Raw genomic sequence first — 15,952 nt, 5'->3', positions numbered from 1 at the left:
TCTCGCTTGTGCCTATATCTGGCTGAAATTATGAATGTTCAACACGCCCTAATAATAAAGGCTGCTAACGATAAGTATTGCAAATAACAGATGCAACTTATCGACATTAATTTCTGTGCTATAGTTTGGTTTTTTCTCAAAGTTATTTTTCTTTTAGCCCAGAATAAATGATTTTAAAAGATAAAATTAGCACAATTTCAGTGATATTAATCGATGGTTTTTTGATGATTGGGAAAATTTAATAAATGAGTATTTACGCACAAAGACTGGCCTCTCAGATTGAATTCATCAAACAGTGTGCTTTGATGAAAAAAGCACCTACTCAAGACTTTACGAAGCACAGTGACTTCACTTGTACAGAAGAGCAAGTATTAAACCTGCCTGGTATCAGCCTAAATATCATAGATGATAGCGCTGAGAATGTTTGGTTGCGTTTAGAGCGATTGCGTGAAAATCCAGTGCCTAAACCTAGCAGCTCATTGTTAGCACATTGGTTAGTATTTCCAGCCAAATTTAGCGAACCACCGTCACTAAAAGAAAAAACATCGGTACAATTATTAATACATGATGGTCTGATGTCTTCCACAGAAGTCGTTACTCCATTTGAAGTTGACAATAATCATAAAAATGAATCGTTAGAGTTAGATGAACCATTACAGGCAGAGATTTATTTAAAAGATTTTCCTGCAAGGGACGCTGTACGAGATGAATTCAATACGTATCTCAAAGATATTTGGCAACCTTGGCTAGCAAAAGAGAAGCTCGTTCGCCAAAGCATTGCTCTGTATTCCAGCCTATTTATGCTGAATCAACAGCTTCAGGGCAATCTCGCCGATGCACAGCTAGAGTTGGTATGGGGGGTGGGTATCGCCCTACGAAAAAGCGATGACAATGAGCAAAGCAGCAAGCAGATAAAGTATCCCCTATTGACGCAATCCGTTGAAATCACCTTAGATCAAAAAACGATGGCGTTACTCATTAAGCCTACCCTATCTGCTCCTACGCTTGAAACTGAACCTTTTTCTATAGAGGAAAATCAAGGTTTGGCTAAGTTATTAAAAAATAGTAAAGAGTTTTATGATTCAGAAGATGTGTCCTTAAGTCCTTTTTTGCCAAGTAGCTATGAGCCTATTTTAAAATCAGCCGTTACTTTGCTTGACTCCTCTGGTGTTTATCAGCCAAATCATACTAGTGCAGATGAGCGAAAAATACCTAAAGCGCAGTACAACCTAATCGTCACTGATACTTGGGTCATTATGGCGCGTCCCAGAAGCAATAATATATTTTTGCAAGATTTGAACAACCTATCAATGCAGTTAGAAACGGTCACTGACATCAATTTACCGAGCGCCCTTAAGGCCATGCTGACAGAACCCGCCACAGAAAACAAAGAAACCATACTTCCTGCTTATCGTGGTTTATCAACGGTGAGCGGCAGTGACAGCTATACTGGCACGCCAGCCGAACTATATTTCCCCAAAGCATTCAACGATGAGCAAGTACACATAATACAGCAACTAGATGTCCACGATGGGGTGGTCGTTCAAGGCCCGCCTGGTACAGGCAAAACCCATACTATTGCCAATGTCATTTGTCATTACTTAGCGCTTGGCAAGCGGGTACTGGTCACATCGATGAAAGACCCTGCACTAAAGGTGCTGCAAGGACAATTACCTGAATCTATTCGCCCGCTCGCCGTTAGTCTACTGACCAGCGAGAACGAGGGTTTAAAGCAGTTTGAACATACCATCAAAAAAATCTCGAGTGAAGTATCTAGCATCAATCGTGATGCCTACAAAAAAGAAATCGTCATGTTTGACAATCAGATTGATACTATTCATGCACAGTTAGCCAGCACTGATCATAAAATCAAGGCTTGGGCACGGTTAAATCTTGACGATATCACTATCGATAACGAGACTATCAAGCCCATAGATGCCGCGACTGAGGTCGCTCAAAACAGGCAGTTGATAGAAAGCTTTCCCGATGAGTTGGGTATAGAAGACACATTTAAGCCTCGATTTACTCATACTGATATCACAGTGCTAAAAAATGCAAGAATCAAGCTCGGCAATGATTTGGACTATCTTAATAAAAAGATTCCTGCTGTTTCAGACCTGCCACCTACCAATTCTATAAAACAACTTCACAAAGATTTGAGTTATCTCAATGAGTCACATGCAGCTGAGCAGCAAGGAGAACTACCAAGCTTAATCAATGACAGTGCTAGCACAATAAATATTGCTCACGAAGTCACTTCTCATACATCTCGTTTAACTGATCTGCTGCAGAAAATTGTAGCGGCTGGGCAGCGCTGGACGACGGATATTCAACAGCATTTAGCTAATGAGACTAAGCAAGACATCATCGCTCATCTCACTATACTAAACGATGAAATCAAAGCGCTTTTTGATGAGAGAACCATTTATTTAACCAAACCTATTACGATGGCTGATGATTTTGATGAAAATTCAGAGCTCGTTGACGCGGTTAAAAACTTATCTGAAGGCAAAAAGCCTTTTGGCTTAGCAGGTATTTTCGGTAAATCGTCAGAAAAGAAAAGCCTTGAATCTATTATGATAATCTCATCACCAGCTTCAAGCGTAGAGGACTGGCAGTATATATCCAGCTTTATAGCGTTTAGAAAAAAATCTCAAGCGCTTATCCTTCGCTGGAATGCTCTATCAAATGAGCTGTCCCTGCCAATATTTGAGGTATCGCCTAATAATCTGTCTGCGTTACATTCAGCCGTTCATCTATACGATGAAATCGTTGCTAGTAAAAACTTGCAGCACAGTATCAAGCAAGCGTTAAGCACTATATTCATAGATTGGGATGTTATTACTACAGCACCTTATGACAAAGAGATTTTGACTGAGATTGAAAGTGTTCTTAAACAACATTTAAAGAGACATAATCTGGCTGAAAGTCTCACGTTAAAAGAGACATTACTTAATAACCTCGCCGACTGTAAAGGCGATATTAGTGAGAAAATGACAGCCTTTGTCACTCAAAATATTGGTGACCCGAGTTTATCTGACGATGAGTTACAAACAGACTATCAAGAACTGTTGAGTGAGCTGCAACGAGTAAATAACCTTGCAACAGACTTACAGATAGTCGCTGACGTTACCCAACTCATTGAAGATAACGGCGCACCACTCTGGGCAAAAAAATTGCGTTATGAACCTTGTCATAACTCTCAAGACACCTTGGCATCGGATAACTGGCAACAAATTTGGCGAATTGGTAGATTGACCAGCTTTATAGACAGCATCGATGGTCGCAAGGAATTGGTTCAACTGGCAAAAACTCGTGGCAATTTAGAAGTAAATTTAGCAAGACTCTATCAAGAAGCGATCACCAAAAGAGCTTGGCTAAAAGTCGCAGAAAATGCAACGCCAAATGTGAGAGCGTCTTTAGAAAAATACCGCTCTGCCATTATGCGTATCGGTAAAGGAACAGGCAAAGGCGCGCATTATTATCGCCGTGAAGCGCGAGAAGCCTCTGCCGGAGCAAGTGCTGCTATCCCGTGTTGGATTATGCCGCATTATCGTATTTCTGAATCCTTGCCAGCAGAATTTGGCAGTTTTGACTTGGTTATCATCGATGAAGCGTCTCAGTCTGATTTAACGGCGTTGCCAGCCATCATGAGAGCCAAGAAAGTGTTGATCGTTGGTGACGATAAGCAAGTGTCGCCAGAAGGCGTTGGTCTCGATATCGAAAAAATTCGTAATCTGATGGCACAGTATCTGAGCAATCAAGTCCCTGTCTATCGCTCACAGATGTCGCCTGATCGTTCGATATATGATTTATTCAAAGTCGTTTTTGCAGATAGCAGTGTGATGTTAAAAGAACACTTTCGTAGTGTTGCGCCAATTATTGAGTTCTCAAAACGTGAGTTTTACAATCATGAGCTGATACCTTTGCGTAAAGCCAAACCCTCAGAGCGCTTGGATCCTCCATTGATTGATATTTATGTCACCGATGGCTATCGTATGAATGGCTCTGATATTAATCCTTCAGAAGTCAGATTTATCGTCGATGAAATCAAAACCCTCGTCTCTGACCGAGCTTACAAAGGTAAAACCATCGGTGTGGTCTCATTGCTAGGCAACAAGCAAGCACATAATATTATGGAAATACTCAATAAAGAATTGGATGAAGCGATAATGACTGCTTTTGATATTGCTTGCGGTGATGCCCGAACCTTTCAAGGTAAAGAGCGCGATATCATGTTTTTGTCATTGGTAGTAGTACCCGGAGCTGCCCATGCACAAACAAGAGATACTTTCGCCCAGCGAATGAATGTCGCTGCCTCAAGAGCGCGCGATAGAATGTATTTGGTACGCAGTATTGAACTGGATGAACTAAGCCAAGCCGATCACTATCGAGCGGAGCTTATTAAACACTTTCAAGCACCATTCATGCAAGACGAAGAAGAAGTCTCTGATTTGCGTGAAAAATGCGAGTCTCCCTTTGAAACGGAAGTCTTTGATCTTCTGGTGGAGAGAGGCTATCGAGTGGTTCCACAGGTTAAAGCAGGTGCCTACCGAATCGATATGGTAGTCGAAGGTGAAAACGACAACAGCCTAGCCATTGAATGTGACGGTGATAGATATCATGGACCTGATAAATGGGACAGCGATATGCAACGTCAGCGTATTTTGGAGCGTGCTGGCTGGAAATTCTGGCGCTGCTTTGCCTCTACTTTTGTCACTCGTAAAAGTGAAGTCGTCCAAGATTTATTAGCAGAATTGGAACGCTTAGAGGTTTATCCAATCACTACCGACAGGGCACATAGCAGCTCGTATGTTGAATCTAGAATCGTCAATACTGTTGATGCGCCACTGATAGATATTGACCTTAACATTGATGTCAATATAAATAGTGAGACGGAAACTGACGCTTAAATATATAAGATTCAGTCAATACCAGTATGGCGGTAATGTTCTCAAAACACTACCACCACACTGGCTCATCACTTTCCCTTGTAGGCCTTTTAATGGTCTCGACTGTTACTTCATCTGCAGACAGCTCCGCAATAAATCTCGATGGTTTATCAAAGTAACCTGAATAACTAGCAAAGTAATCAGGCGCGGTAAGATAAAGTCTGTTCTTGGCGCGACTACAGGCGACGTAGAATAGTTTGCGCTCCTCTTCTAGCTCTTCAAAGTCATCCAAAGAGCGATGATGTGGCGTGATACCATCGACCAATGAATTGACAAACACCACTGGCCACTCCAGCCCCTTCGCACTGTGAATGGTCGAAATCGTCACTTTGTCTGTATCATCATCTGGTTTATCCATGGCTGCGACCGAATCATTAGGCGGATCGAGTGCCAAATTTTCTAAGAAGTTATCAAGGCTACTATGTTCTATTGCCAAATTTTTGAGCACACGAAAATCTTCGTTGCGCTCTCGCCAATTTTCCTCAATCGTTTTTAGGACAGGAATATAGAACTCTAAAATCAGCTCAATAACCGTCTCGACGGATTCAGCCTGATTTGCCTTAGTCAGCATATTATATAAAGGCTCAAGCTGTGCGCTTTTTTTAGCAAAATTTGGCGTGAGTAGTGGCTCAAAGGAGTTGTTATCGGCATTAATGGTTTGGGTCAAACGCGTAGCGGTGACTGTTCCCACGCCTTGGAATAAGGTTAAAATGCGATGCCAAGCAATCGTATCATTCGGGTTGTAGAGGACTTTAACGAATGCCAAAACGTCTTTGATATGTCGCCTTTCAATGAACTTGATACCGCCCACCACAATGAATGGAATATGACGCTCCATAAACTCTAATTGGACATAGTTAGATTGAAAAGATGTGCGGCACAGTACCGCAAAATCATCGTAGTCATGATCCGACTTTAGCTCGATGATTTTATCGGCGATATATTTTGCTTCTTTTGTCTCATTGCTTAGGCGGCTAAACACTGGCTTATCCCCACTTATCGATACGCCAGAGTACAATTTTTTTTGATAGCCTAGCGTGATTTGCGCGGATAAGGCATTGATATAATCCAAAACAGCAGGCGTACTACGATAGTTTTGTTCGAGCTTAATGAGCTTGGCATCGGGATAGGTCTCACCGAATAACAGAATGTTTTCGTAATTGGCACCGCGGAAAGCATAAATACTTTGATTGTCATCACCTACCACCATCAGCGATACCGACTCAGATGCACCAATCAAATCTATCAGCTGCTTTTGCGGAATATTGGTATCTTGATATTCATCAACCATAATGTAGCGATATTGGTTTTGTAGCATTTGGCGAAAGGTATCATTCGTCTTCAAATGGCGCACGACCTGACTGATAATATCGTCAAAGTCGTAGAGATGATTGGCACGCTTGTACTCATGGAAATCGACTGCCAATTGCTCGATAATAGGAATATGCACAGCGATGTCAGGATAACTGCTTTCGATTAAATCACGGATGTGAAGACGTCTATTCCGAGAGCTAGAGATGATATTTTGCAGTGTCTTTTTGCGCGGGAATGCTTGGCTCTTATTTTGCGCGGGATACTTTTTTTCTTTGTGAATTAAGTCGATGGCATCTTCGCTATCGCCCGTGTCTAAAATCGTAAATCGTGGATTAATGCCCAATAAACCTGAATATTGACGCAGCAGCATATTGCAAAAAGAGTGAAAAGTACCACTGGTGATATCGTTGAGCCGTTTATCGGTTGGCAGTTTATCCTTTACCAAGTCTTCATCAGACTGTTTATCAAATAAGGTATTCGCAAGTAAGGTTTTGGCGCGACCTTTGATTTCATTCGCTGCTTTACGCGTAAAAGTCAGTAGCAAGATACTTTTGGGCGTGACCCCGTTCTCTAATAAATAACTGGTACGGTACGTGAGCGTTTTAGTCTTGCCAGAGCCTGCACCAGCAATGACTAGCACTTTGCCGTCGATAGTTGTGGCTGCTAATAACTGGTCAGGATTTAGTTCACGGGCATAGTCTACTTTTAATCCTAATTCACTATTCAGCCTTTCAGTTAACAGCTCAATATTTGCAGCATTATTAGCATCGATTAAATTTGCCTCTAGCTTTTTAATCGCCTGCTCAAGTCGTGCCAGCTTAGGCTTAATCTCGATGAAGTTCTGCGGATAATTGTAGTGGTGCGTGTCAAAGATCGTGGTAGTCATTATAAGGTTTTGCCTTTCGTTTTATTTTAGCGGCCTTTATCAATACGGCGCATTTATACATAGTGGTTTGCAGATTTGACTGAGAGCGCTTGGTGTTAATAATGAAGATTACTCGTCAAGTTTAGCGAGTCGTAGGCGCTTACCTGTCATACGCCTACAAGCCAAACTATCGTTTTATAGCACAGCTTACCATAATCGATAAAACAGCAAGATTACCAGTCATGACCGAACGCAAAATCTCAGTATACAACATAACAACCTCACCCCTATTCAGGTAAATTTGCTACAATGTGCCCAATTTTGATTTATCATTTAACCAATCTTTATACCAACTGATTTTATTATTATATTGAGAGAATGTTATGGGTTTTAATTGCGGCATCGTCGGCCTACCAAACGTGGGTAAATCCACCTTGTTTAATGCGTTGACCAAAGCGGGAATCGCCGCTGAAAACTTTCCATTTTGTACCAAAGATCCCAACACAGGTATCGTACCAGTCCCAGACCCACGCCTAAAGAAACTGGCTGATATCGTTAAGCCTGAGCGCGTATTGCCAACGACGATGGAGTTTGTGGATATCGCAGGTCTAGTCGCTGGTGCTTCAAAAGGCGAAGGCATGGGCAACCAGTTCCTAGCCAACATTCGTGAGACTGATGCAATTGCTCATGTCGTGCGCTGTTTTGATGATGACAACGTCGTCCACGTTGATGGTCGCGTCAGCCCAATCGATGATATCGAAACCATTAATACTGAATTGGCATTGGCAGATTTAGAGGCCGTTGAGCGTGCCATTCACAACCAAACCAAGAAGGCTAAAGGTGGCGACAAAGATGCGCAAGCATTGCTTGATATCTTTAAAAAAGTTGAGCCTTTATTAGCAGAAGGTAAAGCGGCACGCGCAGCGAACCTAGATGCTGATGAGAAAAAGCTCATCAGAAGTTATGGTTTAATCACCCTAAAACCAACCATGTATATCGCTAACGTCAGTGAAGATGGCTTTGAAAACAACCCTTACCTTGATGCGGTATGCAACTATGCCACTGGCGAAGATTCTATCGTTATCGCTCTATGCAACCAAATCGAATCTGAAATCGCTCAGCTTGATGAAGACGACAAAAAAGACTTCTTAGCTGAGATGGATATGGAAGAAGCCGGACTTGATCAAGTCATTCGTGGTGGTTATGATTTGCTAGATATGCAGACTTACTTTACTGCTGGTGTTAAAGAAGTGCGTGCTTGGACGGTTGCAGTTGGCGCAACCGCACCGCAAGCAGCTGGCGTGATTCATACCGATTTTGAGCGCGGCTTCATTCGTGCCGAAGTCATTGCGTATGATGATTTTATCGAATACAACGGTGAAAAAGGCGCAGCTGCCGCTGGCAAATCACGCTTAGAAGGCAAAACCTATATCGTGCAAGATGGCGATATCATGCACTTTAGATTTAACGTGTAGTTTTAAGCAGTACATCCTGTCTGATAGTTAATAAGCCGATGTTGGAAATTCTCCATCATCGGCTTTATTTTATCTTAAAATTGTTATATTATAACATATCTTTATTTTACTATTTGAGGACTTATACTATGACTGACTATTTCTCTTTTTCTAGATTTGCCAGTGCTGCGCTCATAGGCAGTGTGATGACATGCTCTCTATTGGGCTGTCAGCCTAATACGGAAAGTGATACGGTAGTATCTGAAGAAGTAACGCCCGTAGACGATCACGCTGAACATGCTCATGAAGAGCACGGTGCTATGGAAAAAGGTCATGAAGGACACAATCATGAAAGTCATAGCCACGAAGAAAGCGCGCACGCAGGCCACGATCATGCAGAACATGCCAGCAACAGCACACCATTCTCTTGTGAGCCTACTGCTACTATCGGCGTGTCCTACCATGATGATGCTCCATTGCAGACAGTGCACCTACTCATCGATGGTATCGAATACGATTTGACCGCTACTTCTGATAGCGACGCCAGTACTGAAAAAACCATCTATACTAGTGATATCGGATTAGATAATACCCATGGCATTATATGGCAAGTAAATGGTGACAAGGCAACGTTGCGAAATAAAACATTGGGCAGCAATGTAGCTATCGAAGAGGAAGAGGTGCTTTTTAACTGCCAGAAATCTTAGTAGCTGTACCAAGCAAGGGCGCTATTTTGCTATGCTAGAGGCTCCCTTGGTTTCGGATGTTTCAATATGCTAACTACTCCAACCTCTTTGCCGTCTCCTACCACACAATGGTCTCATCTCCTCAACTCGCAGCGTCTTGGTGCTGCCAAAAAGTTTAACACCAATACGAGTACTCGCTCTCAGTTTCACAAAGACTACGACAGACTGGTATTTTCTCACTCCTTTCGGCAGTTGAATCAAAAAACCCAAGTCCATCCATTAACCAATCAGCTCGGTATCCATACACGTCTGACTCATTCGCTTGAGGTCTCCTCTATTGGACGCTCTCTAGCAATGATGGCAGCAGAAAAGCTCCATGATAAATTGGCCAGCGGTCTACCAGCAGGCGTATCGCCAGCCGATGTCGGTGTCATTGTACAAGCAGCGTGCCTCGCTCACGATATTGGCAACCCGCCTTTTGGTCATGCAGGAGAATACGCCATTCGAGATTGGTTTAGGCAGCCTGACCCTCAAGCGATATTACAAAAGTTAAGTAGCAACGAGCGCTTGGACTTGCTGGCCTACGAAGGTAATGCACAAGGGTTTCGACTGTTGGCGCGTAATGAGCACCACCCTGATAAAGGTGGTATGCGTCTCACTTGTGCAACGCTAGGCGCTTTTATGAAGTATCCGTGGCTTGCCTCTCACAGCAACGATGTCAATGATAAACACCACCATCAAAATGTACAAAAATTTGGCTGCTTTTATAGTGAGTCAGCACAATTAGAAGAGCTGGCAGCTTGCTTAAATTTGCCGCGCTCAGAGCAACACGACGGTTTTGCGCGTCATCCGCTGGCTTATTTACTAGAAGCGGCAGACGATATTTGCTATGCCTTGATCGATTTAGAAGATGGTATCAATCTCAATATGCTGACCTATAGTGAGGTTGCCGCCATATTTTATGAGCTGATTGGTGAGCGCCCTAACAGTATCAATCTGCCCGTACACATGTCTGTCAGGCAGAGCTTAGCGTCATTGCGAGCCCGTGCGATGATGCGCTTGGTCAATACCGTGACCGATGCTTTTGTTGCCAACAGTGATGCATTGCTGGCGGGTACACTACAAGGCAGTCTATTTACCCATTGTGATGCAAATGTGCAAAATGGCATCTTGCAGGCCAAGCAATTGGCACGTGAGAAAATATTCAATCACCCAAGCAAAGTCCGAATGGAGCTAATGGCCAATCAATGCTTGCATCGTTTATTAGATGCTTTTATGCCATTGGCTTGGACAAGTAGTAGAGCAACATCTGATCTTCAATCCATGTCCTTTGAGCAGCAGCGCCTAATAATGTTGTTACAGCCACATCTCGATGAGCATCGGCGGGTATTATCAGATAGTGTCTATCACAATATCTTAAATATATTGGACTTTATCACTGGGATGAATGATCATGAGGCGTATCGATTGGCACAAGAGTTACAAGGCCATTGGGGTACGATGGTTTAAAAGACCCGTGCAGGTCTAGTAAATTAACACAAGTTGCGTATTTCAGTCGTATTTTTACGCTGAAATGAGTATGATAAACCCTTATTGGACAATTTTGAAATATTATGAGCAGTCGCGAACAAAAGAAACTTCAAACTCGGCACGCCTTTTTTAACGCCGTCCTTGATTTATGTATGACAGGGCAGTCTTTTAGCTCAATCAGCCTCCGGCAAGTAACGCGTGAGGTTGGCGTGGTGCCGACCGCATTTTATCGGCATTTCGATGACATGGAATCGCTTGGTCGAGCATTGGTGGTAGAAGAGCTAGGCGGTACGCTGGCGATCCTAAGCGATAGCTTGCAAATTGGGCGTAAACGTAGCTTTGATCGCCAAATTGCTAAGAGCATTCAGCTGTTCTTGTATATGGTCAGTGATCAGCCTTATTACTGGCAATTTTTAGTCAGTGAGCGCTACGGTGGCTCAGAAGCTGTACGCAAAGCCATTAATGAACTTGTCAAAAAACATGCTCAAAGCTTGGCTGATGATTTAGCGCTACAGCCTGCTTTTACTCATATCAATGCCTATGACCGTCGCCTACTGGCTGAAGCTGGGGTAAATATGTTCTTTTCTTGGATTATCGATTGGTTGGAGCTGACTTATACTGAAGACCATGATGATGAAATCGATCTGAACGAGATTGAAGAAAATAAACAGCTGATGCTCCATAATTGTACTCGCCAAGCACAGATGCTGTTTTATGGGGCTTATAACTGGAAATCTACGGAAGAGACGCACTTAGGAGATTAGGTGATGTCAGCTATTCTACCTCGGCACTGATTGAGACTCTTTTTAGGTGGCTCAACGTTAGAAACTGGGTCTAAATGCCCATAAACGCTGTGTCACCACCTTAATTTCTTTGGCTTTTTTATTATTGCCATTCTCATTATTGCCATTATTATTGTTAGGCGTGCTGCTATTCGCATTACTCCCTACTGCCGCGCTAACATCAGTCGCAATTTTACTAATCAATACGGTTGCAAACCGTTGTCTTTGTTGACCAAGACTTGCACTATCCGTTGCGGTAATAAGCGCCATAAAGGCTTGGCTATCGACTGCAAGCAGTGGTTTTAATGCCTTTCGCTGATCATCATTCAAGCTGCTCAACATCGGCAATTTCCACACATCATCGATAGAGGCTAACGCCTGCTTTGCCCGCATATCGACCAATCCCTGCATCTGTTGGCTGGTTGCGCCATCTATCAGCGCAGCCAGCAAAACTGGACTGGCAGTATTGACATTAATAGGCACATAATAAGGAACCGCCGTAATATAAGGACGTAGTGCCGCTAGTACTTCAGCATTTACCCCTCGAATCTCTTGCAATTGATCGACACTGACCAATGCTTGATTGGGCAAAGTCTTACTCGCTGAGCCACTTGATTGCTGAGAATAAACCACACTCTCATCACCACCATCTTGATAAACGTCGCTATCCGTATCTTGATAATCAAGAACAGCAATGGCAATATCAGGTTCCAGATTTAATTGTGTCAACAGTCTTTGAAATATGGCTAAGGCGGCGCTATCAACCGCGCCATTCTGATATAAGTTATTAATATTAAAACGACTGGCTTCATCGCGCAATTCGATACTGATGCTATGATTGGCTAAAAGATAAGGCGGTAATGGCTGCGCCCAAATGTCTTGCTCACTATCTGTGTCATTCAGCTTATCGTCAGCACGAATCATCGTGATGGCCAATTGCTGACCAGCATTGATATCTTGTGACAGCTGATTTTGATCAAACAATAAGCCGCTACGCCTAATAGCAATCTTTTGACTGGCAAGCATCGCCCCCGCTACCACGGTAATGCTGACCACCAATAGTAAGATAGTGAGCAGCGCTACTCCGCGCTGAGAGTGCGCTGTCATTGACTTAAGCCGCCTTTATTATTGACCCAATGGTACATGTTAAATATTACTTCCTGCATTGTTATTTACATTGCTATTCGGGTTGTCATTATTAGTATTATCACTACTATCGTTATTGCTACCATTGCCATTATTAGCAGCATTGTTATTGCTTTTGCTGGTATTGTTAATTGGTATTGGTTGGGGAGCAAGCGCCCACTGCCAAGTGATAGGCATATCCTGATAAGTAAAATTGACAGCAATGCCTTTGGGCAATAAAACCACTTCTGGCTTGACGTTTATGGCATTGGCCGTTTGCCCAGAGGTTGTATTTGTACTGCTATTGCCGTTATTACTGCTGTCTTTATTGGGAAATTTGGTGCTCAGTTCAGGTAAATATGCTTGCCAACGCCCTGCGGTGACGCCTTCTAACAATACACTGTCTAGGCTGATACTATCGCGCCCACCATCGATGCTAGTATATTGGCGGCGAATTAAACGCTCATCGGCAAAAATGTATTCGATATGTTGGACACTCATGCTACTTTGATAACGTGGATCGGGGTCGGCAAAACGAACAAAGCTGACATGCTCACCATCCAAGCTCATAAAAGGCTCAGGCACTGTTTCATTGGTTTGGGCGCTATTGTTTGTGCTATCACTGGCATTTGTACTGTTATTTGTCACACTGATATTTTGAGTATTTGGTATTTGATAAGGGATGATTTGCCCCATATCTTGCTGTAGCTGCAAATAAGCATATTGCAAAACAGCTAAGTTATCAGCATGAAATTGTGCACGTTCTCGGACGCGGTTGACGCTATCAAACACCTGCCAGCCAGCCACCGCCAGCATCGCAAATATTGCCATGGCAACCATCAATTCAAGTAGCGTAAATCCACGCTGCGACTTCACGGATTGCCTCCAGACTGCCCTGCAATATCAGCGCCCAAACTGCTTAAGTCCAAACTACCAATGTCTTGCTCCGCATTGCTCAATACTACATTGATATCAGTCACGGCGGTGCGCGTCTGTCCATCTATAATAGGTGCGACAGCGATATTCACCTCTTTTAAAGCAGGTGTAATGGCATCATTGACCGTCATCACGACTTGCCAATCACGCCCTTGAGCATTGATCGTTTGCGTACGATTGGCCGTCAGCCATGTCTCTTGAATACGCAAATCAGCGGCTGCATTCTGTGCAACAAAATGTGCGAGTGTACGTGTGCGTAATACATCCACTGAGCTGAGATAGGCACTACTGGCACGGCTAGCAGCCACAGCAACAACCGCTAAAATCGCTAACGCCACCATTACCTCAATCAGAGTAAAGCCGCTTTCATGCTTTGATAGCATTGGCTTTTTGTTTATATCAGCAGATAGAATACCATCCTTATCTATCATCAGCTACAGTCCTTGTCCGATCGTCATACTACCATCAGGCATAATGGTAATGACCTCGCCCACCAGACGCGAATTGTGCAGCACCTCAATGGTGACGGGCGTTGCTTGCCCTGTACCAAACCATAATATCTGTGGGACTGCTTGATTGGCAAACCAAGGCTGCAATGTTTGTCCCTGTTCAGGCATTGATAGATTGCCAGCCTCCAAGCTTTGCACCCTTAAACTAACCCCAGCAGGTAACTCTGGCAAACTGACTTCTGGCTCAATCTCCCAGCTAGGTACTGGCTGTTGCTTTCCCATCGCCCCCGACATATTTGTCAGGTCAGCAGACAATTCCATCGAATTTTTAGGCGTGCTGTCCATGCTATTTGACGGGGTATCATTGGTCTGATAGGCAATATAAGGATTTGATAAAGTAACAATCACAGGAGCTACTTGACCTTGTTTATCTGCTTGCAAGCTCAAACCCATCGGCTGCATACGCTCAGCAGACAACAACCGTACATAGCTCAACGAATCCGTTAGATGTTCATAAAAAGCACGGTTTTTACGCGACTCACTACTGCCCACCGACAAGCTCATCATGCCAGCAAAGATAGACAGAATAACGACCACCACTACAATTTCGACAAGGGTAAAGCCCTGCTGTGCCTGAGCAAAGTTTGAGGATTCATAAGGGGAAATGTGAGCGTTTCGTACTAGAAAGGATTTATGCTGATAAACCAGAGGTAAGAGACATCTATCCGTGTTTTTATACTGCAAATATTGATGACTTAAGTGTGAATAGCAAGTGACCGCTGAGCTGGAAGGAATCTTGGCAGTGACCGGCATATTGCACCTATAAACCTATGAGTAGGTTGTGGTATAAAGAATAAAACTATAATTGGGCGGTACAGCTGGTAAGCATATATCCATTTTTAGCATGGATGCACCGTGCTGCGATAACGAATATAGCAACACGAATTTAAAAAAATTGGGTTAAAAGACCATAAGTTAAACAAAGATATTAATAACTGGTATTACGGTGCTCTTCTGACTCAGTATCGATTTGCTCGACCAACTCCTGCATATCTTCATCCATCACCTCATCGTCGGCCGCAGGATAATGGCTCGGCAACTCAAGCATTTGCTGAACGAAGGCATAACGCAGGGTATCACGGCGACCCAAATACCGCTGGTAAAAGCTTGAATTTAATAGTCCAGCACCGCCCTGACCCATCGCCCAAATCGAGGACAAATAGTCGCGCGTGCTCAAACTACTGTGCTGCTCTTGTAAATACGCACTGATAATGTCAATCAAGCGTTTCATACGCTGACGGCGAATATCATATAGCTCACCAAATAAACGATTAAGACCCGTCACTGATGCAGCCAAACGCTCTTCGATTTGATTGAGCAACATGGCTTTTTGTGGATTAAATAACTGCTGAAAGATCATACGAGCAACGCCTGCTGATGGACAATCATCAATACGATTAATCTCAAACAGTTGTTCTTCATAGCGGATAATAATACGCAAATAGAGTTCATCTTTACTGGAGAAATGCTTGTACAGTGTACCTTTAGCCAGATCCAGCTGGTCTGCCAAACTGTCTAAAGTAATATCACCATCGCCCGACTCAAGTAGCAATTGCTCTGCCATTGCTAAGATATTCTCTTCTCGTGCCTTGAACTGATGCTGACGACTCATAATCTCTCCTAAAACCTGACAAGATTAAGCATATGACCATCTTGTGGATGAATGCATCGGCGACAAGCGTATAAGGTCATACAAAGTCTGCTCGAAAACCACCAAAGGAGATATGCTTATGTTTGCTAAATAGTCATTGATAATCATAGGCTTATGCTCCACATCATAAGTGCAAATAACCTAAAGC

General features: G+C 43.2%; 11 protein-coding genes. 5 read left to right on the top strand and 6 right to left on the bottom strand.

Translation table 11 applies throughout. The annotated features are described in order from the left end of the window. Positions 1-245: 245 nt before the first annotated feature. Positions 246-4,913, top strand: a complete 4,668-nt coding sequence (locus I3257_RS09500; protein ID WP_238049583.1) for an AAA domain-containing protein — start codon at positions 246-248, stop codon at positions 4,911-4,913. Between the two features lie 49 nt (positions 4,914-4,962). Here I3257_RS09500 and I3257_RS09495 read toward each other — a convergent pair whose 3' ends face one another. Then, on the bottom strand, positions 4,963-7,152 hold the full coding sequence (locus I3257_RS09495; RefSeq protein ID WP_238049582.1) for an ATP-dependent helicase: 2,190 nt from the start codon (positions 7,150-7,152) through the stop codon (positions 4,963-4,965). 362 nt (positions 7,153-7,514) lie between these two features. Here I3257_RS09495 and ychF point away from each other — a divergent pair, with 362 nt between their 5' ends. The 4 genes from ychF (at position 7,515) to I3257_RS09475 (ending at position 11,565) form a co-directional block, all read left to right on the top strand. Next, positions 7,515-8,606: a redox-regulated ATPase YchF gene (ychF, locus tag I3257_RS09490; protein WP_238049581.1), complete on the top strand. Its 1,092-nt coding sequence runs from the start codon at positions 7,515-7,517 to the stop codon at positions 8,604-8,606. Positions 8,607-8,734: 128 nt separating this feature from the next. Beyond that, positions 8,735-9,292, top strand: a complete 558-nt coding sequence (locus I3257_RS09485; RefSeq protein ID WP_238049579.1) for a DUF2796 domain-containing protein — start codon at positions 8,735-8,737, stop codon at positions 9,290-9,292. Positions 9,293-9,358: 66 nt separating this feature from the next. Beyond that, on the top strand, positions 9,359-10,780 hold the full coding sequence (locus tag I3257_RS09480) for a deoxyguanosinetriphosphate triphosphohydrolase (RefSeq protein ID WP_238049578.1): 1,422 nt from the start codon (positions 9,359-9,361) through the stop codon (positions 10,778-10,780). A gap of 104 nt (positions 10,781-10,884) precedes the next feature. Next, entirely contained in the window at positions 10,885-11,565 is a 681-nt protein-coding gene (locus tag I3257_RS09475) for a TetR family transcriptional regulator (protein ID WP_045446867.1), read from the top strand. A gap of 57 nt (positions 11,566-11,622) precedes the next feature. Here I3257_RS09475 and gspK read toward each other — a convergent pair whose 3' ends face one another. The 5 genes from gspK to I3257_RS09450 all read right to left on the bottom strand — a co-directional run bounded on the left by gspK (position 11,623) and on the right by I3257_RS09450 (position 15,765). Continuing rightward, entirely contained in the window at positions 11,623-12,690 is a 1,068-nt protein-coding gene (gene gspK / locus I3257_RS09470) for a type II secretion system minor pseudopilin GspK (protein ID WP_238049577.1), read from the bottom strand. A gap of 39 nt (positions 12,691-12,729) precedes the next feature. Further along, a complete protein-coding gene (gene gspJ, locus I3257_RS09465) occupies positions 12,730-13,584 on the bottom strand; it encodes a type II secretion system minor pseudopilin GspJ (protein WP_238049576.1) in 855 nt (284 codons plus the stop codon). Continuing rightward, complete coding sequence (gene gspI / locus I3257_RS09460) at positions 13,581-14,075, bottom strand: type II secretion system minor pseudopilin GspI (protein WP_238049575.1); 495 nt, start codon at positions 14,073-14,075, stop codon at positions 13,581-13,583. Before gspI ends, gspJ begins: the two co-directional genes overlap by 4 nt. 3 nt (positions 14,076-14,078) lie before the next feature. Continuing rightward, entirely contained in the window at positions 14,079-14,906 is an 828-nt protein-coding gene (locus I3257_RS09455; RefSeq protein ID WP_226950202.1) for a prepilin-type N-terminal cleavage/methylation domain-containing protein, read from the bottom strand. A gap of 175 nt (positions 14,907-15,081) precedes the next feature. After that, positions 15,082-15,765, bottom strand: coding sequence for a TetR/AcrR family transcriptional regulator (locus tag I3257_RS09450; RefSeq protein ID WP_045446854.1), 684 nt, complete (start codon positions 15,763-15,765; stop codon positions 15,082-15,084). Positions 15,766-15,952 lie beyond the last annotated feature (187 nt).

Origin of the sequence: Psychrobacter sp. Ps7, assembly GCF_022129225.1 — a bacterium.
Taxonomy (GTDB): domain Bacteria; phylum Pseudomonadota; class Gammaproteobacteria; order Pseudomonadales; family Moraxellaceae; genus Psychrobacter; species Psychrobacter immobilis_A.
This window is presented reverse-complemented; position numbering and strand designations above follow the sequence as displayed.

What these genes read in the sequence shown, in the direction of transcription:
- I3257_RS09500 (WP_238049583.1), top strand. Translation starts at nt 246, where the DNA reads ATGAGTATTTACGCACAAAGACTGGCCTCTCAGATTGAATTCATCAAA.
- I3257_RS09495 (WP_238049582.1), bottom strand. Translation starts at nt 7,152, where the DNA reads ATGACTACCACGATCTTTGACACGCACCACTACAATTATCCGCAGAAC.
- ychF (WP_238049581.1), top strand. Translation starts at nt 7,515, where the DNA reads ATGGGTTTTAATTGCGGCATCGTCGGCCTACCAAACGTGGGTAAATCC.
- I3257_RS09485 (WP_238049579.1), top strand. Translation starts at nt 8,735, where the DNA reads ATGACTGACTATTTCTCTTTTTCTAGATTTGCCAGTGCTGCGCTCATA.
- I3257_RS09480 (WP_238049578.1), top strand. Translation starts at nt 9,359, where the DNA reads ATGCTAACTACTCCAACCTCTTTGCCGTCTCCTACCACACAATGGTCT.
- I3257_RS09475 (WP_045446867.1), top strand. Translation starts at nt 10,885, where the DNA reads ATGAGCAGTCGCGAACAAAAGAAACTTCAAACTCGGCACGCCTTTTTT.
- gspK (WP_238049577.1), bottom strand. Translation starts at nt 12,690, where the DNA reads ATGACAGCGCACTCTCAGCGCGGAGTAGCGCTGCTCACTATCTTACTA.
- gspI (WP_238049575.1), bottom strand. Translation starts at nt 14,075, where the DNA reads ATGATAGATAAGGATGGTATTCTATCTGCTGATATAAACAAAAAGCCA.
- I3257_RS09455 (WP_226950202.1), bottom strand. Translation starts at nt 14,906, where the DNA reads ATGCCGGTCACTGCCAAGATTCCTTCCAGCTCAGCGGTCACTTGCTAT.
- I3257_RS09450 (WP_045446854.1), bottom strand. Translation starts at nt 15,765, where the DNA reads ATGAGTCGTCAGCATCAGTTCAAGGCACGAGAAGAGAATATCTTAGCA.